Genomic DNA, 18,959 nt, shown 5'->3' with positions numbered 1-18,959 from the left:
TGGAGAGCATGGGATTCCTTGAAAAGCTCGGCAGCGCTGAGAAGCTGTACACGTTTGACGACGTTTACATAGTCCCAGGCAGGGCGCCAATGGATCCCAGTAAAGTTGACGTAAGCACCAGGTTCAGCAGGCGGGTGAGGCTCCTCATACCTATATCATCGTCTCCCATGGACACGGTGACGGAGTACGACATGGCGGTGGCCATGTCACTTATGGGAGGCATAGGCGTGATCCACAGGAACATGCCCAAGGAGCAGCAGGCGGAAATAGCGAGCAGGGTGAAGAGCGCTCCTCCGATCCCCACCTCGAGGATATACGTGACGCCTGATGAGGACTGCAGCAGAGCCTATGATGACCTTAGGTCGCTGGGCCTCAGGGACGCCCCGTTGGTCTCGGCCGATGGCAAGGTTTTAGGTCACGTCAGGGCCGGGTCGCTGAGAGGCTGCAGCGGCAGGCCTGTGGCGGAGTTCGCGGAGCCCTCGAAGGCCTTCGACGTGAGGCACGTTGAGGATGCGCTGAACTTCCTGGAGTCTGGAGGGTCGGACACCGTTGCAATAGTGGCCCCAGGAAACGCCTACGTGGGCACCGTGACCTTCGACTCCTCACTGAACAGGGTCAAGCCTTCACTTGACTCGGAGGGAAGGCTTCTGGTGGCGGCCGCGGTATCGCCGTTCGACCTGGAGAGGGCGAGGCTCCTTGACAGGTACGTCGATGCCCTGGTGACTGACGTGGCGCACTTCCACAACGTTGAAGCTATGACTGCGGCTAAAGTCATGGCGAAGGAGGTCTCAGCGGACTTCGTGGTAGGCAACATAGGTACCTATGAGGCCGCGGTAGACGCCCTCACGGTAGTTGAGAGGGTTGATGGCTTCAGGGTCGGCATAGCTGGAGGCTCAATATGCACCACATCAAGCGTTGGCGGGGCGTACGCGCCAGCCCTCTGGGCCGTCGCCGCTGTGAGGGACGCCATCGATCAGCACGGGGCAGGCGACGTGCCCATAATAGCTGACGGGGGAATAAGGTCGTCGGGCGACGCCGTCAAGGCCCTGGCGGCTGGGGCCTCGAGCGTGATGTTAGGCTACCTGTTGGCGGGCACTGATGAGGCCTCGGCGCCGCTGATAAGGATCGGGGACTCAGCGTATAAGCCGTACAGGGGTATGGCCAGCAGAGGCGCCATGGAGAGGAGGTTCGCAGTCGACAGATACACTCGGGCCTCTAAGAGGGTCGCTGAGGGAGTTGAGGGCGTGGTTCCCTACAGGGGGTCGGTGGTGTCCGTGCTGGCTGACCTGGCGGAGGGCATAAGGGCGGGGCTCGGGTACGCAGGGGCCTCAAACATAAGGGAGCTGTGGGAGAAGGCCAGATTTGGAATGGCGATACCAAAGCAGGTGCCAGGCGAGCTCTTCAGGGCGAGTCAGTGAGCGTCGGCCTTGAGCAGCCGTCCCTCCTTGTAGACGTTGTACTTTGTGACCTCGAACTTTACGCTGTCACCGATGTTATAGGGCTCACGGCTCAGTAGCGTAAGGGAGTGCGGGCCCTGGCTGCAGAAGAGGTACCTCAGCTCCCCAACGACCTCCAGCGAGTCCACGCGGCACTCAAGCTCTCCCTTGCCAACCTCGACCCACTCAGGCCTGAACCCTATCTCAACATCGTCCTTTTCACCTATGACATTCCCAGGCAGGAAGTTCATCGGGTAGTCCCCTATGAACTGGGCAACCCACTTTGTAAGGGGCCTCTCATAGAGCTCGTGAGGCGACCCGACCTGCTCGAAGACACCGTTATGCAGCACTGCAATCCTAGTGGCCATGCTCATAGCCTCCTTCTGGTCATGCGTCACGTAGATGAACGTCTTCTTGAGCTCCATGTGGATCTTCTTCAGCTCGCCCCTGGCTATGGCCCTCATCCTAGCGTCCAGGTTGCTCAGGGGCTCGTCCAGGAGGAAGAACGAGGGGTCCCTGACCATGGCCCTGGCCAGGGCGACCCTCTGCTGCTGCCCTCCGCTTATCTGGGTCACCTTCTTGTGCAGTATGTCGCTTATGTTGAGCAGCTTGGCCACCTCCTGTACCTTCCTCTCAATCTCATCCTTGGGATAGCGTCTCATCTTTAGTGGGAACGCTATGTTATCATGAACGTTCATGTTGGGGTAGAGCGCGTAGCTCTGGAAGACCATGGCTATGTTTCTCTTCTCCGGGGGAGTGTCGGTGACGTCCTTTCCATCAACTATTATTCTGCCGCTGTCGGGCCTCTCAATGCCAGCTATTATCTTCAGGAGCGTCGACTTGCCGGCCCCGCTGGGGCCAAGTATAACGAAGAATTCGCCGTTCTCTATTTTTTCTGAGACGTTGTTGAGGACTACAGTGCTGCCGTACCTCTTAGTTATTTTGATGAGCTCTATGGTCATCAGGTCGTCGCCCCCTTGAGCCCTCCTGAGATGTACTCCCCCCTTAGGTACCTCTGAAGGCCATAGGTTAATACTATTACTGGTATCGTGAAGACCACGGAGAATGCGGCCCCCGCAAGGAGGTTCCCCCTTGTGACATCTGTGTATATGGTCACCGGCAGCGTCGAGTGATAAGGCATTAACAATATGGCGTAGGTGAACTCGTCCCACGAGAACATCCATGATATCAGGTAAGCCGCAGCTATGCCGGGGGCTGAGTTAGGCAGGAGCACGTAGCGGAGCCTGTCTAACAGGCCTGCGCCGTCAATCATGGCCTGGTACTCCAGGTCCCTGGGTATCGATGAGAAGGTGCCCTGAAGTATCAGCGTCGCTAGGGGCAAGGTCACCAGGGTCTGCGCGAGGGCTAGCCCCACGACTGTCTCGTAAAGGCCTATCCTTATGAACTGGACGGCTATGGGTATTCCTATGACGACGCCGGGCATTATGTTTGTAAGGAGTATGAGCACAAGTACAGGGTATGAGACCTTGGGGGGCAGCCTGCTGAGGCCATAACCGGCGGGTATCGCCAGTATCAAGGTTATAATGCCTACAAGCGTGGCTGTCTCAACGCTCTTCAGGAAGGGGTCTATGAAAGCTGTGCCGCTCAGGGCCGCTACCAGGTTGGCCAGGGTTAGCCTCTTAGGCACAAGCGATGGATAGAGCGCAGCTATTGTGTACTTCGGCGGCTGGAAAGCTATGAGAATTAATATGTAAATTGGAAGGAGGAAAAGCAGCGACAGTATCCCAGCGGCTATGTAAATGAGGGCCCTGCCAGCCTTCATCTTCCCCTCACCCTGAGTATAACTGCCAGGAAGGCCAGTATGAACAGGAGGAGCACCGTGGCGGCGGCCAACGAAGGCCCCACTGCGGGGAAGCTAGTGGTGTAAAGCTCGTATACCAGCGTCGTCAGGAGGGGCGGGTGGTAGCCTATCAGTATGAGGGGCAGGGCAAATATGTTGAACTCCTGAACACCCCTAATTATGAGCGCGATAGCTATGAACTCCCTGAGGTTGGGGAGCGTTATGTAGAAGAACCTCCTCAGGGGGCCGGCGCCGTCAACGGAGGCCGCGTAGTAAAGGTCCTGCGGTATCGAGCTCATGCCAGCCATAAGTATGAGGGCGACTATAGGCGTGTTCTTCCAGGCGTCTGAAAGTATGACCACCAACAACGACATGGCGTCGTTGGCGTACCAATTTATGCCCCTGAGGCCGATCAGGTGAAGCATAGAGTTGGCGTAGCCTCCCGTGACCTCAAATATGAAGCTGAACGTCACGGCCGCCACAACTGTGGCTACGCCCATAGGCGTTATCAGTATGGTAGAGACGGCCTTTTTTCCTCTGAACTCCTTGGTAAGCAGGCTAGCTATAGCTAAGGCCAAGGCAAGCTGCACCGCTAAAGCGCCCACGGTGACAGCTATGGTGTCTATTATGGCCGTCTCAAGTCCTACCGACTCCAGGAACCTGTAGTAGTAGAGGGAGAACTTTCCGTCAGGCAGCACAAAGCTGAAGTAGACGGCCCTGGCCGCCGGGTAAACAACAAATAGAGCTATGTAAGCAATGGCGGGGACTACGAGAAGAAAAGATCTCAGGTAGTCCTTTCTCATGTGAACCCCCATTGCTTATGGAACGTAGAGTGGGGCGAACTTGCCCTCCTCGTACTCCTGCGCCACCGTAGCGTTGTACGTTGTCTTGAGATAGCTGTACATCTGCTGGTTGTAGTAGCTCAGTATGCTGGGTATCTGGCTGTAGGGGGCATGGTCCACTATTATCTTAACGAAGGCCTCGTCCGCCAGCGTGTTCCACTCGCTCTGCCACGACACCGGTAACCTGAAGAACGGCTTGCTCAGGGCCTCCTCGAGGGCCTGGTAAATGCCGCTTATGTTAGATGGCAGGTTCTGGTACGCCAGCTGGTTCACAGCAGGCCAGCTTAGGAGCTCTATGAACTGCCTCTGAACCTGGGGCGACAGGAGGAACTCGGCGAACTCCAGCAGGGTGTGGATGTGCGTCGCGGTCTTAGGTATGGCAAGCACGTCGCCGCCTATCAGGTGGTCGCCATTAGCGGGTCCCACTGGGCCTGGGTAGAAGCTTATGTTGTTCTGGGCCCCCGCGGGCACTATGTAGGTTGACCAGATGTAGGGCCACTGGTAGTCTAGTATGAAGTAGGTTCCGTCAAGTAGGCCCTTGTAGCTTCCCCAGTAGCCATGCACATAGTCAGGCGCGAAGTACTGGGACAGGTTGTAGAGGAACTCAAAGGCATAGACGTCGCCTGAGTCGTTGAAGAGGAGCGGGTTGCCGCCGGCCTGGACCATCCACTGATAGAGCTCCGTGGCGGTGCTGGCGCCTCCGTGTCCCTGGAACATGACTGGCTTTATGCCCGTCTTGTTATAGATTAGCTGGGCGTCGTAGAGCAGCTCGCTCCAGTTGGCTGGCGGGGTTATGCCGAGCCTCTTGAAGAGGGAGGCGTTGTAGAACACCAGGGGCACGTTGGCCCTGAGAGGCACGAAGTAAGTCGCGTGGAAGACGCTGTTCTCATAGTCAACTATAGCCTTCATGGATGGTATCAGGCTGACGTTTGATAGCAGTTGGCTTATGTAGGGCGTGAGGTTCATCAGGTCCCCTCCGTAGATCAGCTCGCCGATTACCATGTTGTCCTCCCCTATTATTACCGGCTCCTTCTTGTCGGCCTGAACCAGCGCCTCTACGTCACTAGCTATGTCATTAGCGTTGGCGTCTATGTAATCTACATGTATGTTGGGGTGTGTTTTCTCAAACTCGGGCAGTATGTCATTCTGGAATACGCTGGCTTCCGTAGGCGACAGGTCGTCATAGTAAGTGATAGTTATAACTTTGCTTGGGTGGTATGTTGCAAGGAAGACGCCGACCACAACAGCCACTATTACGACTATTATTATGACTGCCATCACTGCAGTTGAGATAGACCCCCGCCTACTTCCCCTACTTTTGTGCAAGGAAAACACACCTCCCTGAGTACAGGTTATTGTAGGGAGCTCGTGTTTAAATTCGCATGTGTCCCACTATTTTTAAAGACAAAAATAAATTAATATTAAAAATAATTATTTCATGCCTGCTCAAGCCCAGCCACATTTAAAGGAGGGGAAGACTTTGATTGGTGGAAGGTGTCAGCGCTGGTCTGGCAGCTTGATGTCGCGGCAGGCCTCGCCCTAACTTTAGCGTCCTCGATAGTCTTTGGGAACTCTATGGAATTTCTAGGCTTTAGGCTTGGCCTTAGGACTGGCCTGCTGGGCTCCGTGGTAACGCCCCTCTTAACGTCCATCCCAGAGCTTGTCGTGATCCTCTACGCTCTAATAGCTTACCACGGGGGCAGGGGCAGCGAGGTGGCGGAGGGCACTGTCATTGGGGAGCCTTTCCTCGTGTCCACGCTGATGCTGCCCCTGCTCGTGGCCTTCTCGTTGCTGAGGGGCCGCAGAGGGCTGTCGGCTGAGGAAGAGCTCTTGACGCCCCTGGTGGTCTTTGTTGCGCTCTTCCCCTCCGTGGCAGCCCCCGAGCTGCTGGCCGACAGCAAAGCCAAGTACTTGGCAGCGGCGCTGCTGATGGCCGCCTACGTGGTTTTCACTGCAACGCAAAGCAGGGCTGGCGAGCCGTTGGCCGAGCCCTTCAAATCGTCATTCATGGGGAGGGCTGGATTGGCCTGGGGCTTCCTTCAGCTCCTGCTCTCACTGGCTGGCCTCTACGTGGGGGCAGGGGTCCTGGTGAGGGGCGTGGTCGCTGCCTCACATCATTTAGGGCTCTCCCCCCTCGAAGTCTCAGTGCTCCTGGTTCCGTTGGCCACCGCAGTTCCTGAGTCAAGCGTCGCCTTTCTCTGGGAGCTAAGAGGCCACGACAGCCTCGCCGTGGGCGCCCTCATAGGTGAGATGGTGCTTTACGCCACCGTTTACCCTGCGGTGGGGCTGCTGACAACTCCATGGCAGCTGGGGCCTCACGGGATAGCAGCCGTGGCCGCCACTGAGCTTGCATGCGCAACAGCTGCCTATGAGGTGTGGAGGGGAAGGATATCATGGGTCACAATGTTGCTGGGGCTTGGAGGGTTGGCGGCTTACCTGGTTATGATATGGGCCTGAGGCCGTTCGACTTTATGAAGTCGCAGGAAGTAAAGTCTGAAGCCTTAAGGTAAGTGCTGCCCCCTGGCAGCACCTCGCCCCACGTCTTGAGGAGCCTGACCTCGAGCAAGTCCCCGACGGGCCTCACGGAGATTACAAAGTCATAGAACTTGGCCAGCGGGATCTCGAAAACTCTCTCGGAAGGCCACAGGTATATGTGGAATGTGACCACGTTGTTTGTAGCTAAGTAGGGCAGACACCCATAGATGACCTTAGTGTAGTCATCCCTATCCAGCAGGTCTAGAAGCACGTTATTACCTTCATCTATAACAACGTCTGGCTTGAAATCCTCAACGAGCCTGAAGAGGTTGGCCAGCAGCTCACCGCCACTCATAGATGAAGGCTCGTAGGTAGGCACTAATAGCTTTCCCTGAAGGTCATCACCAACGCACTCGCTTACCTGGTCCCTTATAGTGGAGGGCCCGTGTATGAACGATTTAACGACGACCTTAAGCCCAGCCGAAATGGCGGAGGAGGCTAGAAGCAGCGTGGTTATCTTAAGGGGGTCCACAGAGGGGTCGACAGCCACAAGGATATTAGCTCCTTCAGGTATCCTCAGCCCCAGCAGTGAGAAGCTTCTGCGCGGCTTCACGCCGCTGGGCATCGATGATATGTCCGGCGGTACCACTATTTCGACCCCCCTGGGGGTTATCGCTATAGGAAACTCGCTTCTCTTTATGTTAGTCCCCCTCATCTTCCTCACCTCCGCGTACCTCTCCAGCTTACCCTTGACGACCCTGTACCTCAGGACTATTATGCCGTCAACTATGAACTCCTCGGGCCCCAGGCCTGAGGCCTCCTGGCCCACGGGGAGCTCGGCTATAAGCAGCGCCGTCGCCCCCCTCCTCTTCAGGCCCAGGTAAAGGGCCGAGTGCATTATCTCCCTCGCCCTCGGCGGGTCCCGGGCCAGCTGCTCGACCGCTGTGACGCTGTCAATTACCACGCGCTTGGCGTTCATAGAGTCAACCTGCGACAGCACGTCCTCGACCACGTCCCCCAGGGCCTCCGGGTCGCTGACGCTGAGCGCCTCGTAGTACCTGAACAGGCCCCTGCCCTCCAGGGGCCTGAAGTCCATGTTGAACTGAAGCGCGTTTGCCATGAAGTCCTCCCTGGGCTCCACGAAGCTCACGTAAAGGGAGGGCTCCCCGGAGGAGGCGCCCTGGTAGGCGAACTGGCTCGCCAGCGTGGTCTTGCCCGCCCCGGGGTAGCCGGCGACCAGTATTATGGAGCCCCTCCTTATGCTGCCCGCAACTTTATACCATGCATTTAGTGGTATAGTTATCTCATCAGACGTTGACGTAGCCAAATGAGACACCAGGGGCTACAGTCTCTCATTCCTTGGCTTTTGGCCAGCAGGCCCTTTTAAAATAAAATTATCAATGCTGGCAGCAAACGCCTTATATACTTCTGCTAAGAGGCAGGACTTAAGACGTCACTGAAGGTTACGGGCATGGCTCAGGTATTACCGCCGTGCTGTTCGCGAACGCTGGTGGGTAAACTATGTTAACAGTGGTCGTCCCGTTAGGCCAGACGAAGACCTGCCCTATGGGCGGCGCCTCTCCTACCTGCATTCCGTTGGACGTGACGTTAAAGACTCCTGCCAATGTCATCACCTTGCCGCTTACGTCGCTGAGCACGGCCTGCTTGAGGGCGGCCTGGTTCAGCGTGCCCGCGTCCTGTATGGCAAGCTGAATTATGAGTCCAGCGTTGAAGCCAGCTATGTTGTTATAGTTAACGCCGCTCGTGTGGAACTCCTGCTCGAACATCTGCTCAAACTGGGGCAGCGTGGGCCCAAACCACTGGAGGCCCAGCTTTGAGGCCATCTGCGGCGTGTAGTTTATTATGGGCGGGAAGACCGCCGTGAAGGTACCGTTCATGTCACTCCCTATGTCGCTCAGCAGGGTTGGGAGCATTAAGCCTGGGTAGTTCGTGAACACCAGTGGGAAACACGCCTTAGAGGCCATGAGCTGAGGCAGGAAGGCCTCGTCGTTGGTGGGGTAGCCCAGCTCTATGACTGCGAATGGGCGCTCGGACTCCATGGCGCTTATGAGCGATAGGTACTGCGTGGTGTCGGTGGCCACGCTGGTGTTGTAGACAACAGGTATGTCGTATTGCCTAAGGAAGTAGCCCAGGTAGTAGGACTGGAAGGCGTTGAAGTCATTGTCGTCCCAGATGACGGAAACGTTGCGGACCCCCTCATACTTCAGGAAGTCAGCCACGTTCTTCATCCAGACCTCGGAGACGGGTATTGAGGTGTCTATTATGTAGTTGTTATTAGTGAAGAGCCCAACGGCGCTAGCCGTCACGTCCCACAGCAGCACGTGGCTGGCGTTCGTGAAGCTCACCGCGGGCGCTGTCATCACTGAGCCGAAGTCAGCCACAAGCACGTCCACGTGGTAAGTGTTGACAAGCGTCTCGTAGTCGCTCTCAGCAGTGGACGGGTTGCTGGCCGCGTTGAGGGCTATTACCTTAACCGTGAGGTTCCTGCCGTACTGCTTGACGTATATGCCGCCGTGGCTGTTGACCCAGCTCGCCCAGAGCTCAAGGCCCTCGTATTGTGCCAGAGAGTCCACTGCCTGGCTTCCGCTATTGTCGTAAACGGTACCAACAAGTATGTACTTAGGTGCAGCTGAGAGCCTATGAGAATAGGCGTTATATGCAATGTAACCTCCCACAGCGGCTACGATTATGATAACTATTATCGCGGCAACTGCTACGGAGGACATGCCGGCTCTCATTTCATTCCCACCAGTCATCAACATCAAAAGGAAGGAATTTTATACATATTTATACATATGCAGGGCACTAATTGATACTATTATGGCTTATCCGAGCTTGTTATCTCAGGGCTTAGCCTTGACCTGAGCTCATTTATAATCTTAGATGCGCGCTCTTGATCCTGTTCCTCCTGTAAGAGGCCTGGCAGCGCGTCCATTATAGCGTCCTCAGGGGTGCGGCCCCTCAGCTTAAGCTGTGACCTCTTTATTGTGGCCGGCGTTGGCGAGAGGACGGCGCCCCCCTTTATGAGCACGCCCCCTTCAAGGGGAGTCACTATGATAGCTCCCACGTCCTCGCCATTTAAGCTGAGCGAGTAAAGTACGTCACCATCTATTGTGGAGCCCAGCTTGACAAGCGAATACCTTGGAATGGCCGCCAGCCGCTCCGCGGTGGAAATGGTGTCGCGCAGTGCCGCGTTCAGGTCCTCCTGGTTAACCCTCCTGAAGGCTTCCACGGCTAGGGTGTTCCACTTCCACCTGATCTCCTTGGAGTTCTCATCAACGTCGAACTCTATCCTGACCCTGACTACGTCACCCTTATCAAGCTTAAGCTTCCTCACCAGGAGCTCAAAGAGCACCCTGTTGAGCTGGGCTGATGAGTAGGCAATCCTCCTGGACCACTCCTTGTCCCCCTTAGCCCTGTCGCTGAGCAGCGCGAAGAGCGCCCTTCGAACCTTTGTGGCGTAAGCGCCCACTATTATGAGGCCTGTACTTAGTCGGGGCAAGGCAGACGCCCACTAATATAGTTGGTAGCAGGCCCACTATATATAAATAATTTGAAAGAACCGACTATATACCTAGGCCTGGCAGGCACTTTTATCAAGCTTTTTAAAACTTAATTGGCAGACGGTTTTAGTAAGTCTTGACCCTCACATAAAGTTACCGAGCCACCTACTCAAGACAAGAGCTGAAGCACCAGGTCCTTGTTAGCCAGCACGCTGGCCAGGTCCGCCAGGAAGGACCCTGTGACGTCCGGCCCCACCACCCTTGGGTCTACAGTAAGCGTGACCCACGCTATGTTCGCAGTGACCGTCCTATCCCTGGCCTCGTCGTAGACAGGCCCCTTCCTGATCCTGCCTATCGCTACCGACGAGGCTATGCCGGGCAGGCTGATGCCAGTTATGGCGTCTATGCCCATCACGCCGAGGTTTACGAGGAGGAACGTGGCCTTTGAGTAGTCGGTGCCCTCCTTGGCCGACCTCACCTCTGAGGACAGCTCCTCAACGGTCTTCCTGTTTACATCCTCAACTACTATGACTGTCGTTCTCCCCCTCTCCCTATATATTGGGAGCGCTACGTTGACGGACTCGTAAGTTATGACCGTGTCCTGGTCAACCCTGGAGTTAAGCTCGTTATACTGGGGCCTTGAGAGCAGGGCGCCCAGAACCTTAAGCAGGATTACCGTCGGCGTGAGCCTCTGAAGCGGCGCCCTCCTGCTGAGCTCCTCCCTCGCCTTAATCATGCCGTCAAATGACATGAGCCTCATGAGGCTAAGCCTAGGGCCCGCCTCACGTAACGTCATAGATGCGGCGAAGAACTCCTCAGCGCCCGCTAACCTCCTCTGGGTGGGCATTTCGCTTCTCCGCTACAACTAGGGCCCTCAGGTAAATATCCGTTCAAAAGGCGATATACAAGTCGTAAGGTGGTGTTACAAAGGCAGGGCACCTGGTGAGCCCTTTTTAAGTCCCCTCACGTCAAGGCACTGGGTGCTGACGTTTGCAGCAAATAAGGCCAGACGTTAAGTTCTTCGCAATAGGGATGGTGCTTGTCACCGTGGCAAGCCTCATAGGTTTCGTGATGTCCTACGTTATGATTTTTTACATAAGGTCCCCGATTGCCATGAATTACCTAAGGAGCGTCCTAGTGGAGAGGGTGCCAAACATAAGTCAGTCCCAGCTGAACGAGACTTTAGCTGAGGTCATCTCCATAGCCAGGGGACTTGGCTATTACCTGCTCGGGGTGAGCGTCGTAGGGCTGGCCCTGGGCCTTGCGCTGCTGGCGCCCAGGAGTATGGCCTTGAACATGAACTTCGGCGGCGCCTCCTCCGCATCGTTAGCAATTGGAGTTATATTGATCATAGTTGGAGTCATGTCTATAATAGATATCATTCAGCTAGTGCTTTACATAGCTGCGGGTGCCATGGTTTTGCACGAGCGCACGCTCATAAGGAGGGCCGAGGCCTTGGCGGCGTCCCAGCCAGCAGGCGGCACAAACATGACGGTCTAAATTTAAGCTAGGCTTAAGGCCATTCCAGCGAGCACCAGGAAACCGATTAGGTATGAGTAAACGGCTGTCTCAAAGTCAAGCTTCTCCAGCCTCCCAGCCATAGACTCCCTGAGCAGCTTCGCCGCGTAGGCTGCTGAGGCCAGCGACACAAGCGAGAGGACCGGGTATAGTCCTATGGTCACGAGCACAACCACTGACGCTAAGGAGGCGAGGAGAACGGCCGCGTAGTAGGCGGCCGACAGCCGGGGGCCCAGGACCTGCGCTAGGGTCCTTGCGCCTAGGGAGCGGTCCCTATCCGTATCCCTCCAGTAGTTTGCAAAGAGCACCCCCTCAGTGGCAATAACCACCGGCAGGCCGGCCAGGAGGCCCTCTGGCAGGAGCCTCCCGCTCGCAAGGTAAAAGCCCGCCTCTGCCAGGACAACCATTGAAAGCGGGTACGCCAGGTCGCCGAGGGCCCTGTACTTGAAGCCTATGCGGGGGTCGCTGTAGCCGTAGCCGAAGAATATGCCTATAAGGCCAAACACCATGGCCAGGGGCCTGCCCAGCACAGTCACCGCGACCCCCAGCGAGAGCCCAGCGAGGCCAACGGCGATGGCGTCCCTCCTCAGGTTGCAGGGCTTGGTTATGCCGTTAAGTATTGGGTGAAGCCTGACGGGGCTGGGGGCCGAGTCAAAGCCGAGCTTGAAGTCGAAGTAGTCGTTGAACATGTTAACCATGGTGTGCACCAGGGCCTCCCCAGCAAGGCCCAGACCCACGAGGAGGTAGCTTATGCCCAGGCCCAGCCTGACCGCAGCGAACACGCCTAGCATGTAAATTAGCGCTGAGAACGCCACAGTCCAAGGCCTGGTGGACTTTATGTAGTCTACTAAGTTTGCCATCTTCTTAGCCCGGGACCGCTATGCCGGGAATCTCTAAAAGGCAGGGTATAGATGTGGATCCACGGGTAGAGCTTTTAATATGAAGAAAGCCAAGGAACCAAGGAGATTACCTTGAAGGCTGAGAACTTAGCTGCAGCGTTCTCCTGGATTTTCCATCCAACTGTAATGACAGCAGCGCTGTTCCTGGCCGCCAGCCCAGCGCTGGGCTATGGGCCGCTGGGAGCGGCTATAGCGGTGTTCACCTACTCCCTGCTCCCCCTCACCTTACTGGCGGCTCTGAGGGCCTTCGGGCTCGTGAGCTCCTTCGACGTAGTTAGGACGTCACAGAGGCTGGCGCCGCTCATGTTAGCCGAGGCCTCGTACGTGGTCGGCATAATAACAACTGCTCTCGTGAGCCGCAGCCGGGGACTCCTGCTCCTTGAGGTGCTTTACCTGGTCAACTCAGCTATAGTAATAATAGTGACGCTCCTGTTGAAGTTTAAGATCAGCATACACGTCTCAACGGCGTCCGCCATAGTTACCGCAATCGTTTACCTGGACGGCCTCTCGCTGCTCCCCCTCTTTGCTATACCGGCCGCCCTGACGTGGGCTAGGGTTAGGCTGGGAGTTCACACGATAAGGCAGGTGGCTGCAGGCTGGGCATTCATGCCGTTAACCCTTGTGCAGCTGTTCCTTTACCTGGGCCCCGCGTTCAAGCACTAAGGCTGGCCGCTTCAGCTTAGAAGGTCCAGGGCCACAGCCTCCTGGGCGGTCAGCGATGGCAAGGCCCATCTACGGCAACGGCTTCTTTCACGTCACCCCTGGGACCATATTCTATACCATAGTGTTCGAGTACTCCGACGAGGAGGAAGAATATTACAGTCTGATCAGCAGAGGGAGCGAGGGAGAAGAGGAGGAGAGGCTTAGGGCTGAGATGCAGAGGATTCTTGACGATGAGAAGATCGTAATAAACAGCTCCTACTCAAGGGCGCTCGTGCTCTCAGCCAAGGCCGAGGTCAGGGGCTTAAGGAGGCTCTCGTCGGCCACGTTCTTCATAGAGATACCTTACAGGCCCCTGAGCGGCACCAACACCTATGAAAACATGTATGAGGAGGCCGTGGCGGAGTACGACTACACCGTCTACTGGATAATGCCGAGGGGAGGAAGGATAAAGAGCTTTGACATAAGCGGCGAGGCCAGGCTCTCGGAGGACGGCAGGGTGCTCTCCGTCAGGGTCAGGAGCGGCACCAAGGTGAAGGGCTATGAGAGCGTGGCCTTCGAGCTGCCCCAGCACGTCAGTGTTAATCAATAAATACCTGGAGAACAGCTGTTCTCTAGGTGAGCGCTTTGAGGCCCGCGCTTGTAATTGTTGACATGCTTAATGACTTCATTGATGGGGCGCTCGCGACCCCGGAGGCCAAGGCCACGGTGACCCCCGTGAGAAAGGTCCTTGAGGCCTTCAGGCGCAACGGCTGGCCAGTCATATACGTCAATGACGCCCACTACCCGACAGACATAGAGATGCCCCTCTGGGGGCCGCACGCCATGAAGGGGACCAGGGGGGCCGAGGTCTACAGCGAGCTGGCGCCCAGGGAGGGCGAGTATGTCCTCGAGAAGCACGCCTACAGCGGCTTCTTCGGCACGGCCCTGGACCACATACTTAGGTCCCTCGGCGTTGATACGGTAGTCCTAGTGGGGCTTGACGCGGACATATGCGTCAGGCACACGGCGGCAGACGCCTTCTTCAGGGGCTACAAGGTTGTCGTTGTTAGGGACGCGGTGGCCGCAAGGATTGACAAGAACTGGGAGACCTACTACAAGAAGGTCTACGGCGCTACCGTGCTCAACAGTGACGAGGTGGAGAGCTACCTCAGGTCAGCTCAGCCTATTACAGCGAGGTAGCCTACGGACGAGGCCATAGCTATGGAGGCCATGAGGGCCCACCCATAGGAGGCCCCCAGGGAGTAGGCTGCTGCAGCGAAGATGGCCGAGGAGAGGTTCCTTCCAATAGTATTAGCTATGCCGTAGAGGCTCATGTGGGACCCCCTGGCCCTAGGGGAGCTGAGCTCCGCAGCTACCGCCGAAGAGACGGGCATCACTATCATTTCGCCCAAGGTAATTAGCATTATGTCCAAGGCGGCGGCCGGGACGCTGTTGACCATAGGCATGAGGCCGTAGCCCAGGCTGTAGATTGCCATGCCCGTGGCGAGGGACTTGGCCGGGCTGTGCGCGCTGGCCCTCCTAGCTACCATGTCCTGTAGTAGAACTACCATGAGGCCGTTTATGGCCAGCAGCGCCCCAGAGTAGCTCGTGCTTATCCTCAGAAACCCTGAGAAGTACTGCACGAGCGGGTAGCCCATGAGTCCAGCTATTATAAAGGTCATGAACGTGGGGGCCAGGAACTTCACCATGGCAGGGGTCGGCCTCTCGAAGGCGACGGCCAGCTCGCTCCTTGGCGGCTCACCAAGTCCCCAGAGGGCCGCCAGGGAGGCCGCCAGGACGGCCGAGGTCACCGCAAGGAGCCACCTAAAGCCTATGAGCGCGTAGAGCTCCCCGCCAACAGCTATTCCGAGGGCCCAGCCGAGGTTGGAGCCGACCCTGAGCCTTCCGTAGGCCTTCACCAGGCTGGAGTGCTCGCTGAAGTAGTCCCCCACTATTGCCATGCTGGCGACCGAGTAGGCGTTGGAGAAGAAGGACTGAACGGCGAGCAGCACCTCTATGGCTGTAGCCCTCCAGAGGAGGGCCGCCACGGCCAGGCTGAGGGACGCCACGAGCCCGCTCATAAACATGGTCCTCACCCTTCCCGTCCTGTCGCTGACGTAGCCGCCGACCACCTGGCCCAGGGCGCTGGACACTGCAAGCGAAGCGTAGAACTCTGAGACCACCGCCAGGGGCTCCCTGAAGTCAAGGTTAAGCGCCAGCCCAGCGAAGGGCAACGCTATAGAGAAGCCCAGCACCCTCAGGGCGCCTATTATAGCTAGCCTGTCCTCAGGCCTCAACTCCAGCGCTTGACCCCCTTAGCCTTGCCTCGTCAGCTCCGAAGAACCTCCTATAAAGGTATATGTTAGCCCCCATGGCCACGGCGTAGGCCAAGAAAGGCACTGCGTAGAGGGGCATGAGGCCGAGCAGTGATGCGTCCTGCAGGTAGAAGAACGGGGAACCTATGAAGGTGCCAACTGATGAGAGGAGAAGCCTTGACCCCTGGTTGTAGCCTGAGACCCTCCCCCTCTCCTCGGGCGGGGTGAGCTCGAGCAGGAAGGACTGCTGCACCGGTATTGCTATGACCCTCAGCATGGGGTACGCTAGGTAGAGGCCCACGGCGGCCCAGAAGTTGCCGACCAGGGGGAACGCCAGCATTATGGGTATCGTGAGCCCCCTGGTTATGTATATGCTCCTCAGGAAGCCCAGGGACTCCTCAAGCTTCGGCGCCAGCAGCATTGAGAACGTGGCTATAAGCGACGCGGCCGTTGTCACCTCGCCGGTCAGGTACCTCGGGGCGTCATAGACATAGATGAATATGGGCACTATAAATGGCACAGTGAGGCCGTTGGTGAGGCCGTTGAGCATCCCGGTCACTGAAAACTTAAAGGCGTTGACCTTGGACTTCATGCTCAGGCCCCTGGCCCTCACGTCTGGGAGCCTGAGCTGCGGTATGAGCAGCATCGAGGCAGCGCTTATCACGGTGGCCAGAAGGAGCTCCTCCCTGTAGTTAAACATGCCGCCGATCAGAGTTCCAGCCGCGGCTGTGACGCTGCCTATGAAGGAAAGCAGCGATATGAGCTTCGTCCTGTTGCCCCTGTGGGTTAGGTCAGCTATTATGGCGTTCTGCACGGGCCCCACGACGCCCCCGACGCCTCCCGCCCCCATGGCTCCGGTGGCTGATATGCCTCCGAGTATGGCAGCCGCGAACGCTGTGGCTAGGTTAAATTTAACAAGCATTACTATGGGCGTCAGCACCAGGAGGACGGAGGATATGTATAGCGAGGCCTTCCTTCCAATGAGGTCAGCCATGTAGCCGACTATGATTGAGAGCCCCGCTGTGGCAAGCCCCGCCACGGCGTACATTATGCCGAGCTCAAAGAGGCTCCCGTGAAGCAGCTCACGCACCATGTAGGGGAACACTATAAAGAGTATCCCGGCTGCGACGCTCCTCACGGACCTCAGCACGCTCAGGTAAACAAGCGACCTGGTGGGCTCCTTCATTTGGCTACCCCTAAGCGTAAATTTTCCATATATCTCTATTAGAAATATCTAGCCTTTAAATTTGCGCCCTGGAAGCGCCATGGGTGAAGCGAATGGAGGACAGCTTCAGGAGGCTTGAGGACATAGATATCTCGAAGTATAACATTAGGCAGGAGCAGTACGCGGTCATTTACCCCATAACGGTGATGCCCAGGGAGTCGGTCTACAGCGTCTACCTGGAGGCCCAGAAGAGGGCCATGCAGGCGGGCATAGCGTTCCTGAGCGGCGGCGTCAGCAAAAGGCTTGTGGTGAGGCAGCTGAGGCCCCAGGACCTTGGCCTTCCTGGCCCTGAGTGGATGTTCCAGGTCAGGAGCGGCAGGAACACGCTTCTGAGGTACAGGGTCAGGGACGACCAGGCGATAGTGATATTTGGGTTCTACAACCAGTCGCCCTCGCCGAAGGTTGTCCAGCTAGAGGTCCTGCGAGGGGGCGTCAGAAGGCTCATAATAGTGATGCAGGAGCTCTACACTAGAGGCTACGACCCCATGGGCGTGCTGGCGGACTTCGAGGTCTTCAGGCCTGGCGACGAGGTGGAGCTAGTAGGCCACGCAATAGGTGAGGGGGAGGAGATACTGGGAGTAATGGGCTACGTGGCCGAGCCAGAAGGAAGGCTTAACAGGGCCGGGCTCTAGCCCGTGGCCACTTAAATAGAGCCTTGGGCCCCAGAGTCAACGGGGTCAGGCTTGGAGCTGGAGTGTCCCGGTTTTATCAGGAACCCAGAGACGTGGACCACTGAGGACACCAGGGCCTACGAAACAAACACCGTGTGGCTCGGCCTCCCCCTGCTCCTCCTCATGGAGAACGCTGGGAGGGCCGTGGCAGACGCCGTCGAGTGTGTCCTGGGTGACGTGAGGAACAGGAAGGTCGTAGTTTACGCTGGCAAGGGGGGCAACGGCGGGGACGCCATAGTAGCGGCGAGGCACCTGGCCCTGAGAGGGGCTGACGTCACAGTTTACCTCCTATACGACCCAAAGCTCGTGGAGCACAGGGACGCCGCGCTGAACCTGCAGCACCTCCAGAGGCTTAAGACGGTAAAGATAGTACACCTTGACGACCCCAGGGACTACAGCCCCCAGGAGGCCGACGCGCTCATAGACGGCATACTGGGCATAGGCGTGAGAGGCAAGCTGAGGGAGCCCGTCGCCAGCGCCCTGGCAGCCTTCAACGCGTCCAAGGGCCTCAGGGTTGCCGTGGACATACCGACTGGCCTCGACCCCGACACTGGGAAGGCCGTCGAGGGGACGGCGAGGGTTGACATAACTGTGACCATGGGCACGCTTAAGCCAGGGCTTCTTGCCGACGAGGCTAAGCCTTACGTGGGTCAGGTGCTGGTGGCTGACATAGGGATGCCGAGGGACGCCTACATTTACGCCGGCCCTGGCGACGTCGCCGCAAGAATCCCAAGGAGGCCCAGGGACGCCTACAAGGGGGGCAACGGCAAGGTCCTGAGCGTCGGCGGCTCCTACCATTACTTTGGGGCGCCGTTCTACATGGCCTCCGCAGCGCTCTACGCTGGGGCAGACCTCTCGTTCCTGGCTGCGCCCGAGGACGTGGCGAGGTCCGCCGCCACGGCGAACCCAGGCATAATACCGGTGCCGCTCAAGGGCGATATCATTACTAGGGAACACGTTAAGGACCTGGTCGAGGAGGCCAGGCATGTGAACGCGGTCGCAATAGGCCCAGGGCTCGGCACCGCGGAGGAGACCAAGCAGGCTGTGGCGGAGTTCCTCGAGGCCATAAGGGGCAAGCCAACCGTCATAGACGCTGACGCCCTCAAGGCTGTCGCTGAGCTCAGGCCTAAGCTGTGGCCAGAGGCCGTGCTAACGCCTCACAGGGGCGAGGCCAGGATGCTCGCGGGCCACGACGGGGAACCCCAGGAGCTCGCGGCAGAGATAGCCAAGACCTACGGCGCCACCGTGATAGTTAAGGCGCCTAAGCCCCCAGGCGACGTAATATGTGGCCCCGACGGCAGGTGCAGGTTCAACATGACGGGCCACCCAGCCATGGCAGTAGGCGGCACTGGGGACGTGCTCACTGGGATAACCGCGGGCTTCCTGGCCAGGAGGGCCGCCCTCTCAAAGAGCTTGGAGCCCCTCAACATAGCTGCTGCGGCCGCTTGGACCTCTGGCAGGGCGGGCGAGCTGGCGGTCGAGGAGAAAGGGGATAACATAACGGCAATTGATGTGTTGAACAAGGTCCAGGCGGCCATAAGGGAGGCCTACTCGCTCATCTCGGGCGGCGGCTGAGCCCTTCTCAAAAATTTAAACAATGACGGACGTCTA

19 protein-coding genes are annotated in these 18,959 nt (G+C 57.6%); 8 read left to right on the top strand and 11 right to left on the bottom strand.

What is annotated here, in order from left to right; genetic code table 11:
- The first annotated feature begins 8 nt into the window (after positions 1 to 8).
- Positions 9 to 1,418 carry an IMP dehydrogenase gene (locus ACZ5OO_RS00820; protein WP_048812987.1) on the top strand — a complete coding sequence of 470 codons (1,410 nt, stop codon included), beginning with the start codon at positions 9 to 11 and terminating at the stop codon, positions 1,416 to 1,418.
- On the opposite strand, the gene ACZ5OO_RS00815 is transcribed toward ACZ5OO_RS00820, so the two are convergent.
- Genes ACZ5OO_RS00815 through ACZ5OO_RS00800 form a run of 4 tightly spaced genes read right to left on the bottom strand, consistent with a single transcriptional unit; the run spans position 1,412 to position 5,405 of the window.
- Positions 1,412 to 2,398, bottom strand: a complete 987-nt coding sequence (locus tag ACZ5OO_RS00815; protein ID WP_464078302.1) for an ABC transporter ATP-binding protein — start codon at positions 2,396 to 2,398, stop codon at positions 1,412 to 1,414. The two genes, ACZ5OO_RS00820 and ACZ5OO_RS00815, sit on opposite strands and share 7 nt — an antisense overlap.
- A complete protein-coding gene (locus tag ACZ5OO_RS00810) occupies positions 2,398 to 3,219 on the bottom strand; it encodes a carbohydrate ABC transporter permease (protein WP_464078301.1) in 822 nt (273 codons plus the stop codon). The genes ACZ5OO_RS00815 and ACZ5OO_RS00810 overlap by 1 nt, the downstream gene beginning before the upstream one ends.
- Positions 3,216 to 4,040 (bottom strand): carbohydrate ABC transporter permease, encoded by an 825-nt coding sequence (locus ACZ5OO_RS00805; RefSeq protein WP_464078300.1) that lies wholly within the window; start codon positions 4,038 to 4,040, stop codon positions 3,216 to 3,218. Before ACZ5OO_RS00805 ends, ACZ5OO_RS00810 begins: the two co-directional genes overlap by 4 nt.
- A 15-nt stretch (positions 4,041 to 4,055) precedes the next feature.
- Positions 4,056 to 5,405 carry an ABC transporter substrate-binding protein gene (locus ACZ5OO_RS00800; RefSeq protein WP_464078299.1) on the bottom strand — a complete coding sequence of 450 codons (1,350 nt, stop codon included), beginning with the start codon at positions 5,403 to 5,405 and terminating at the stop codon, positions 4,056 to 4,058.
- 168 nt (positions 5,406 to 5,573) lie between these two features.
- On the opposite strand from ACZ5OO_RS00800, the gene ACZ5OO_RS00795 reads away from it, so the two are divergent.
- A complete protein-coding gene (locus ACZ5OO_RS00795; protein WP_464078298.1) occupies positions 5,574 to 6,536 on the top strand; it encodes a sodium:calcium antiporter in 963 nt (320 codons plus the stop codon).
- Here the strand turns inward: ACZ5OO_RS00795 and ACZ5OO_RS00790 are convergent.
- The 4 genes from ACZ5OO_RS00790 to ACZ5OO_RS00775 form a co-directional block, all read right to left on the bottom strand.
- On the bottom strand, positions 6,520 to 7,890 hold the full coding sequence (locus ACZ5OO_RS00790) for an ATPase domain-containing protein (protein WP_464078297.1): 1,371 nt from the start codon (positions 7,888 to 7,890) through the stop codon (positions 6,520 to 6,522). The two genes, ACZ5OO_RS00795 and ACZ5OO_RS00790, sit on opposite strands and share 17 nt — an antisense overlap.
- A 127-nt stretch (positions 7,891 to 8,017) precedes the next feature.
- Positions 8,018 to 9,313, bottom strand: a complete 1,296-nt coding sequence (locus ACZ5OO_RS00785) for an ABC transporter substrate-binding protein (RefSeq protein ID WP_464078296.1) — start codon at positions 9,311 to 9,313, stop codon at positions 8,018 to 8,020.
- A gap of 80 nt (positions 9,314 to 9,393) precedes the next feature.
- The gene (locus ACZ5OO_RS00780; RefSeq protein WP_464078295.1) at positions 9,394 to 10,077 is read right to left on the bottom strand and encodes a DUF2258 domain-containing protein; all 684 of its coding nucleotides are present in this window, start codon (positions 10,075 to 10,077) and stop codon (positions 9,394 to 9,396) included.
- A gap of 170 nt (positions 10,078 to 10,247) precedes the next feature.
- Positions 10,248 to 10,925 (bottom strand): 2-oxo acid dehydrogenase subunit E2, encoded by a 678-nt coding sequence (locus ACZ5OO_RS00775; protein ID WP_464078294.1) that lies wholly within the window; start codon positions 10,923 to 10,925, stop codon positions 10,248 to 10,250.
- Positions 10,926 to 11,068: 143 nt separating this feature from the next.
- On the opposite strand from ACZ5OO_RS00775, the gene ACZ5OO_RS00770 reads away from it, so the two are divergent.
- Complete coding sequence (locus tag ACZ5OO_RS00770; protein ID WP_464078293.1) at positions 11,069 to 11,578, top strand: hypothetical protein; 510 nt, start codon at positions 11,069 to 11,071, stop codon at positions 11,576 to 11,578.
- 2 nt (positions 11,579 to 11,580) lie between these two features.
- Here the strand turns inward: ACZ5OO_RS00770 and ACZ5OO_RS00765 are convergent, their stop codons facing one another.
- Positions 11,581 to 12,456 carry a prenyltransferase gene (locus tag ACZ5OO_RS00765; RefSeq protein ID WP_464078292.1) on the bottom strand — a complete coding sequence of 292 codons (876 nt, stop codon included), beginning with the start codon at positions 12,454 to 12,456 and terminating at the stop codon, positions 11,581 to 11,583.
- Between the two features lie 111 nt (positions 12,457 to 12,567).
- On the opposite strand from ACZ5OO_RS00765, the gene ACZ5OO_RS00760 reads away from it, so the two are divergent.
- From ACZ5OO_RS00760 to ACZ5OO_RS00750, 3 genes are read left to right on the top strand one after another with little or no spacing between them, the layout of a single operon-like run.
- A complete protein-coding gene (locus tag ACZ5OO_RS00760; protein ID WP_464078291.1) occupies positions 12,568 to 13,158 on the top strand; it encodes a hypothetical protein in 591 nt (196 codons plus the stop codon).
- A gap of 55 nt (positions 13,159 to 13,213) precedes the next feature.
- Positions 13,214 to 13,747, top strand: coding sequence for a hypothetical protein (locus ACZ5OO_RS00755; RefSeq protein WP_464078290.1), 534 nt, complete (start codon positions 13,214 to 13,216; stop codon positions 13,745 to 13,747).
- A 26-nt stretch (positions 13,748 to 13,773) separates the two neighbouring features.
- Positions 13,774 to 14,337 (top strand): cysteine hydrolase family protein, encoded by a 564-nt coding sequence (locus ACZ5OO_RS00750; RefSeq protein WP_464078289.1) that lies wholly within the window; start codon positions 13,774 to 13,776, stop codon positions 14,335 to 14,337.
- Here ACZ5OO_RS00750 and ACZ5OO_RS00745 read toward each other — a convergent pair.
- Positions 14,316 to 15,434, bottom strand: a complete 1,119-nt coding sequence (locus tag ACZ5OO_RS00745) for an MFS transporter (protein ID WP_464078288.1) — start codon at positions 15,432 to 15,434, stop codon at positions 14,316 to 14,318. The two genes, ACZ5OO_RS00750 and ACZ5OO_RS00745, sit on opposite strands and share 22 nt — an antisense overlap.
- Positions 15,424 to 16,638, bottom strand: a complete 1,215-nt coding sequence (locus tag ACZ5OO_RS00740; protein WP_013266763.1) for an MFS transporter — start codon at positions 16,636 to 16,638, stop codon at positions 15,424 to 15,426. Before ACZ5OO_RS00740 ends, ACZ5OO_RS00745 begins: the two co-directional genes overlap by 11 nt.
- Before the next feature lie 92 nt (positions 16,639 to 16,730).
- Between ACZ5OO_RS00740 and ACZ5OO_RS00735 the strand changes: the two genes are divergently transcribed.
- Positions 16,731 to 17,309, top strand: coding sequence for a hypothetical protein (locus ACZ5OO_RS00735; RefSeq protein ID WP_464078287.1), 579 nt, complete (start codon positions 16,731 to 16,733; stop codon positions 17,307 to 17,309).
- Between the two features lie 51 nt (positions 17,310 to 17,360).
- A complete protein-coding gene (locus ACZ5OO_RS00730; RefSeq protein ID WP_464078286.1) occupies positions 17,361 to 18,923 on the top strand; it encodes an NAD(P)H-hydrate dehydratase in 1,563 nt (520 codons plus the stop codon).
- Positions 18,924 to 18,959 lie beyond the last annotated feature (36 nt).

Source organism: Acidilobus aceticus (genome assembly GCF_055392325.1).
Note: the sequence above shows the minus strand (reverse complement) of the source record. Positions and strands in the feature narration are given on the sequence as shown.

Bases quoted from the DNA above. Each gene is read 5' to 3' on its own strand.
- ACZ5OO_RS00815 (WP_464078302.1), bottom strand. From the start codon at position 2,398: ATGACCATAGAGCTCATCAAAATAACTAAGAGGTACGGCAGCACTGTA.
- ACZ5OO_RS00735 (WP_464078287.1), top strand. From the start codon at position 16,731: ATGGAGGACAGCTTCAGGAGGCTTGAGGACATAGATATCTCGAAGTAT.
- ACZ5OO_RS00805 (WP_464078300.1), bottom strand. From the start codon at position 4,040: ATGAGAAAGGACTACCTGAGATCTTTTCTTCTCGTAGTCCCCGCCATT.
- ACZ5OO_RS00785 (WP_464078296.1), bottom strand. From the start codon at position 9,313: ATGAGAGCCGGCATGTCCTCCGTAGCAGTTGCCGCGATAATAGTTATC.
- ACZ5OO_RS00765 (WP_464078292.1), bottom strand. From the start codon at position 12,456: ATGGCAAACTTAGTAGACTACATAAAGTCCACCAGGCCTTGGACTGTG.
- ACZ5OO_RS00740 (WP_013266763.1), bottom strand. From the start codon at position 16,638: ATGAAGGAGCCCACCAGGTCGCTTGTTTACCTGAGCGTGCTGAGGTCC.
- ACZ5OO_RS00810 (WP_464078301.1), bottom strand. From the start codon at position 3,219: ATGAAGGCTGGCAGGGCCCTCATTTACATAGCCGCTGGGATACTGTCG.
- ACZ5OO_RS00775 (WP_464078294.1), bottom strand. From the start codon at position 10,925: ATGCCCACCCAGAGGAGGTTAGCGGGCGCTGAGGAGTTCTTCGCCGCA.
- ACZ5OO_RS00755 (WP_464078290.1), top strand. From the start codon at position 13,214: ATGGCAAGGCCCATCTACGGCAACGGCTTCTTTCACGTCACCCCTGGG.
- ACZ5OO_RS00820 (WP_048812987.1), top strand. From the start codon at position 9: ATGGGATTCCTTGAAAAGCTCGGCAGCGCTGAGAAGCTGTACACGTTT.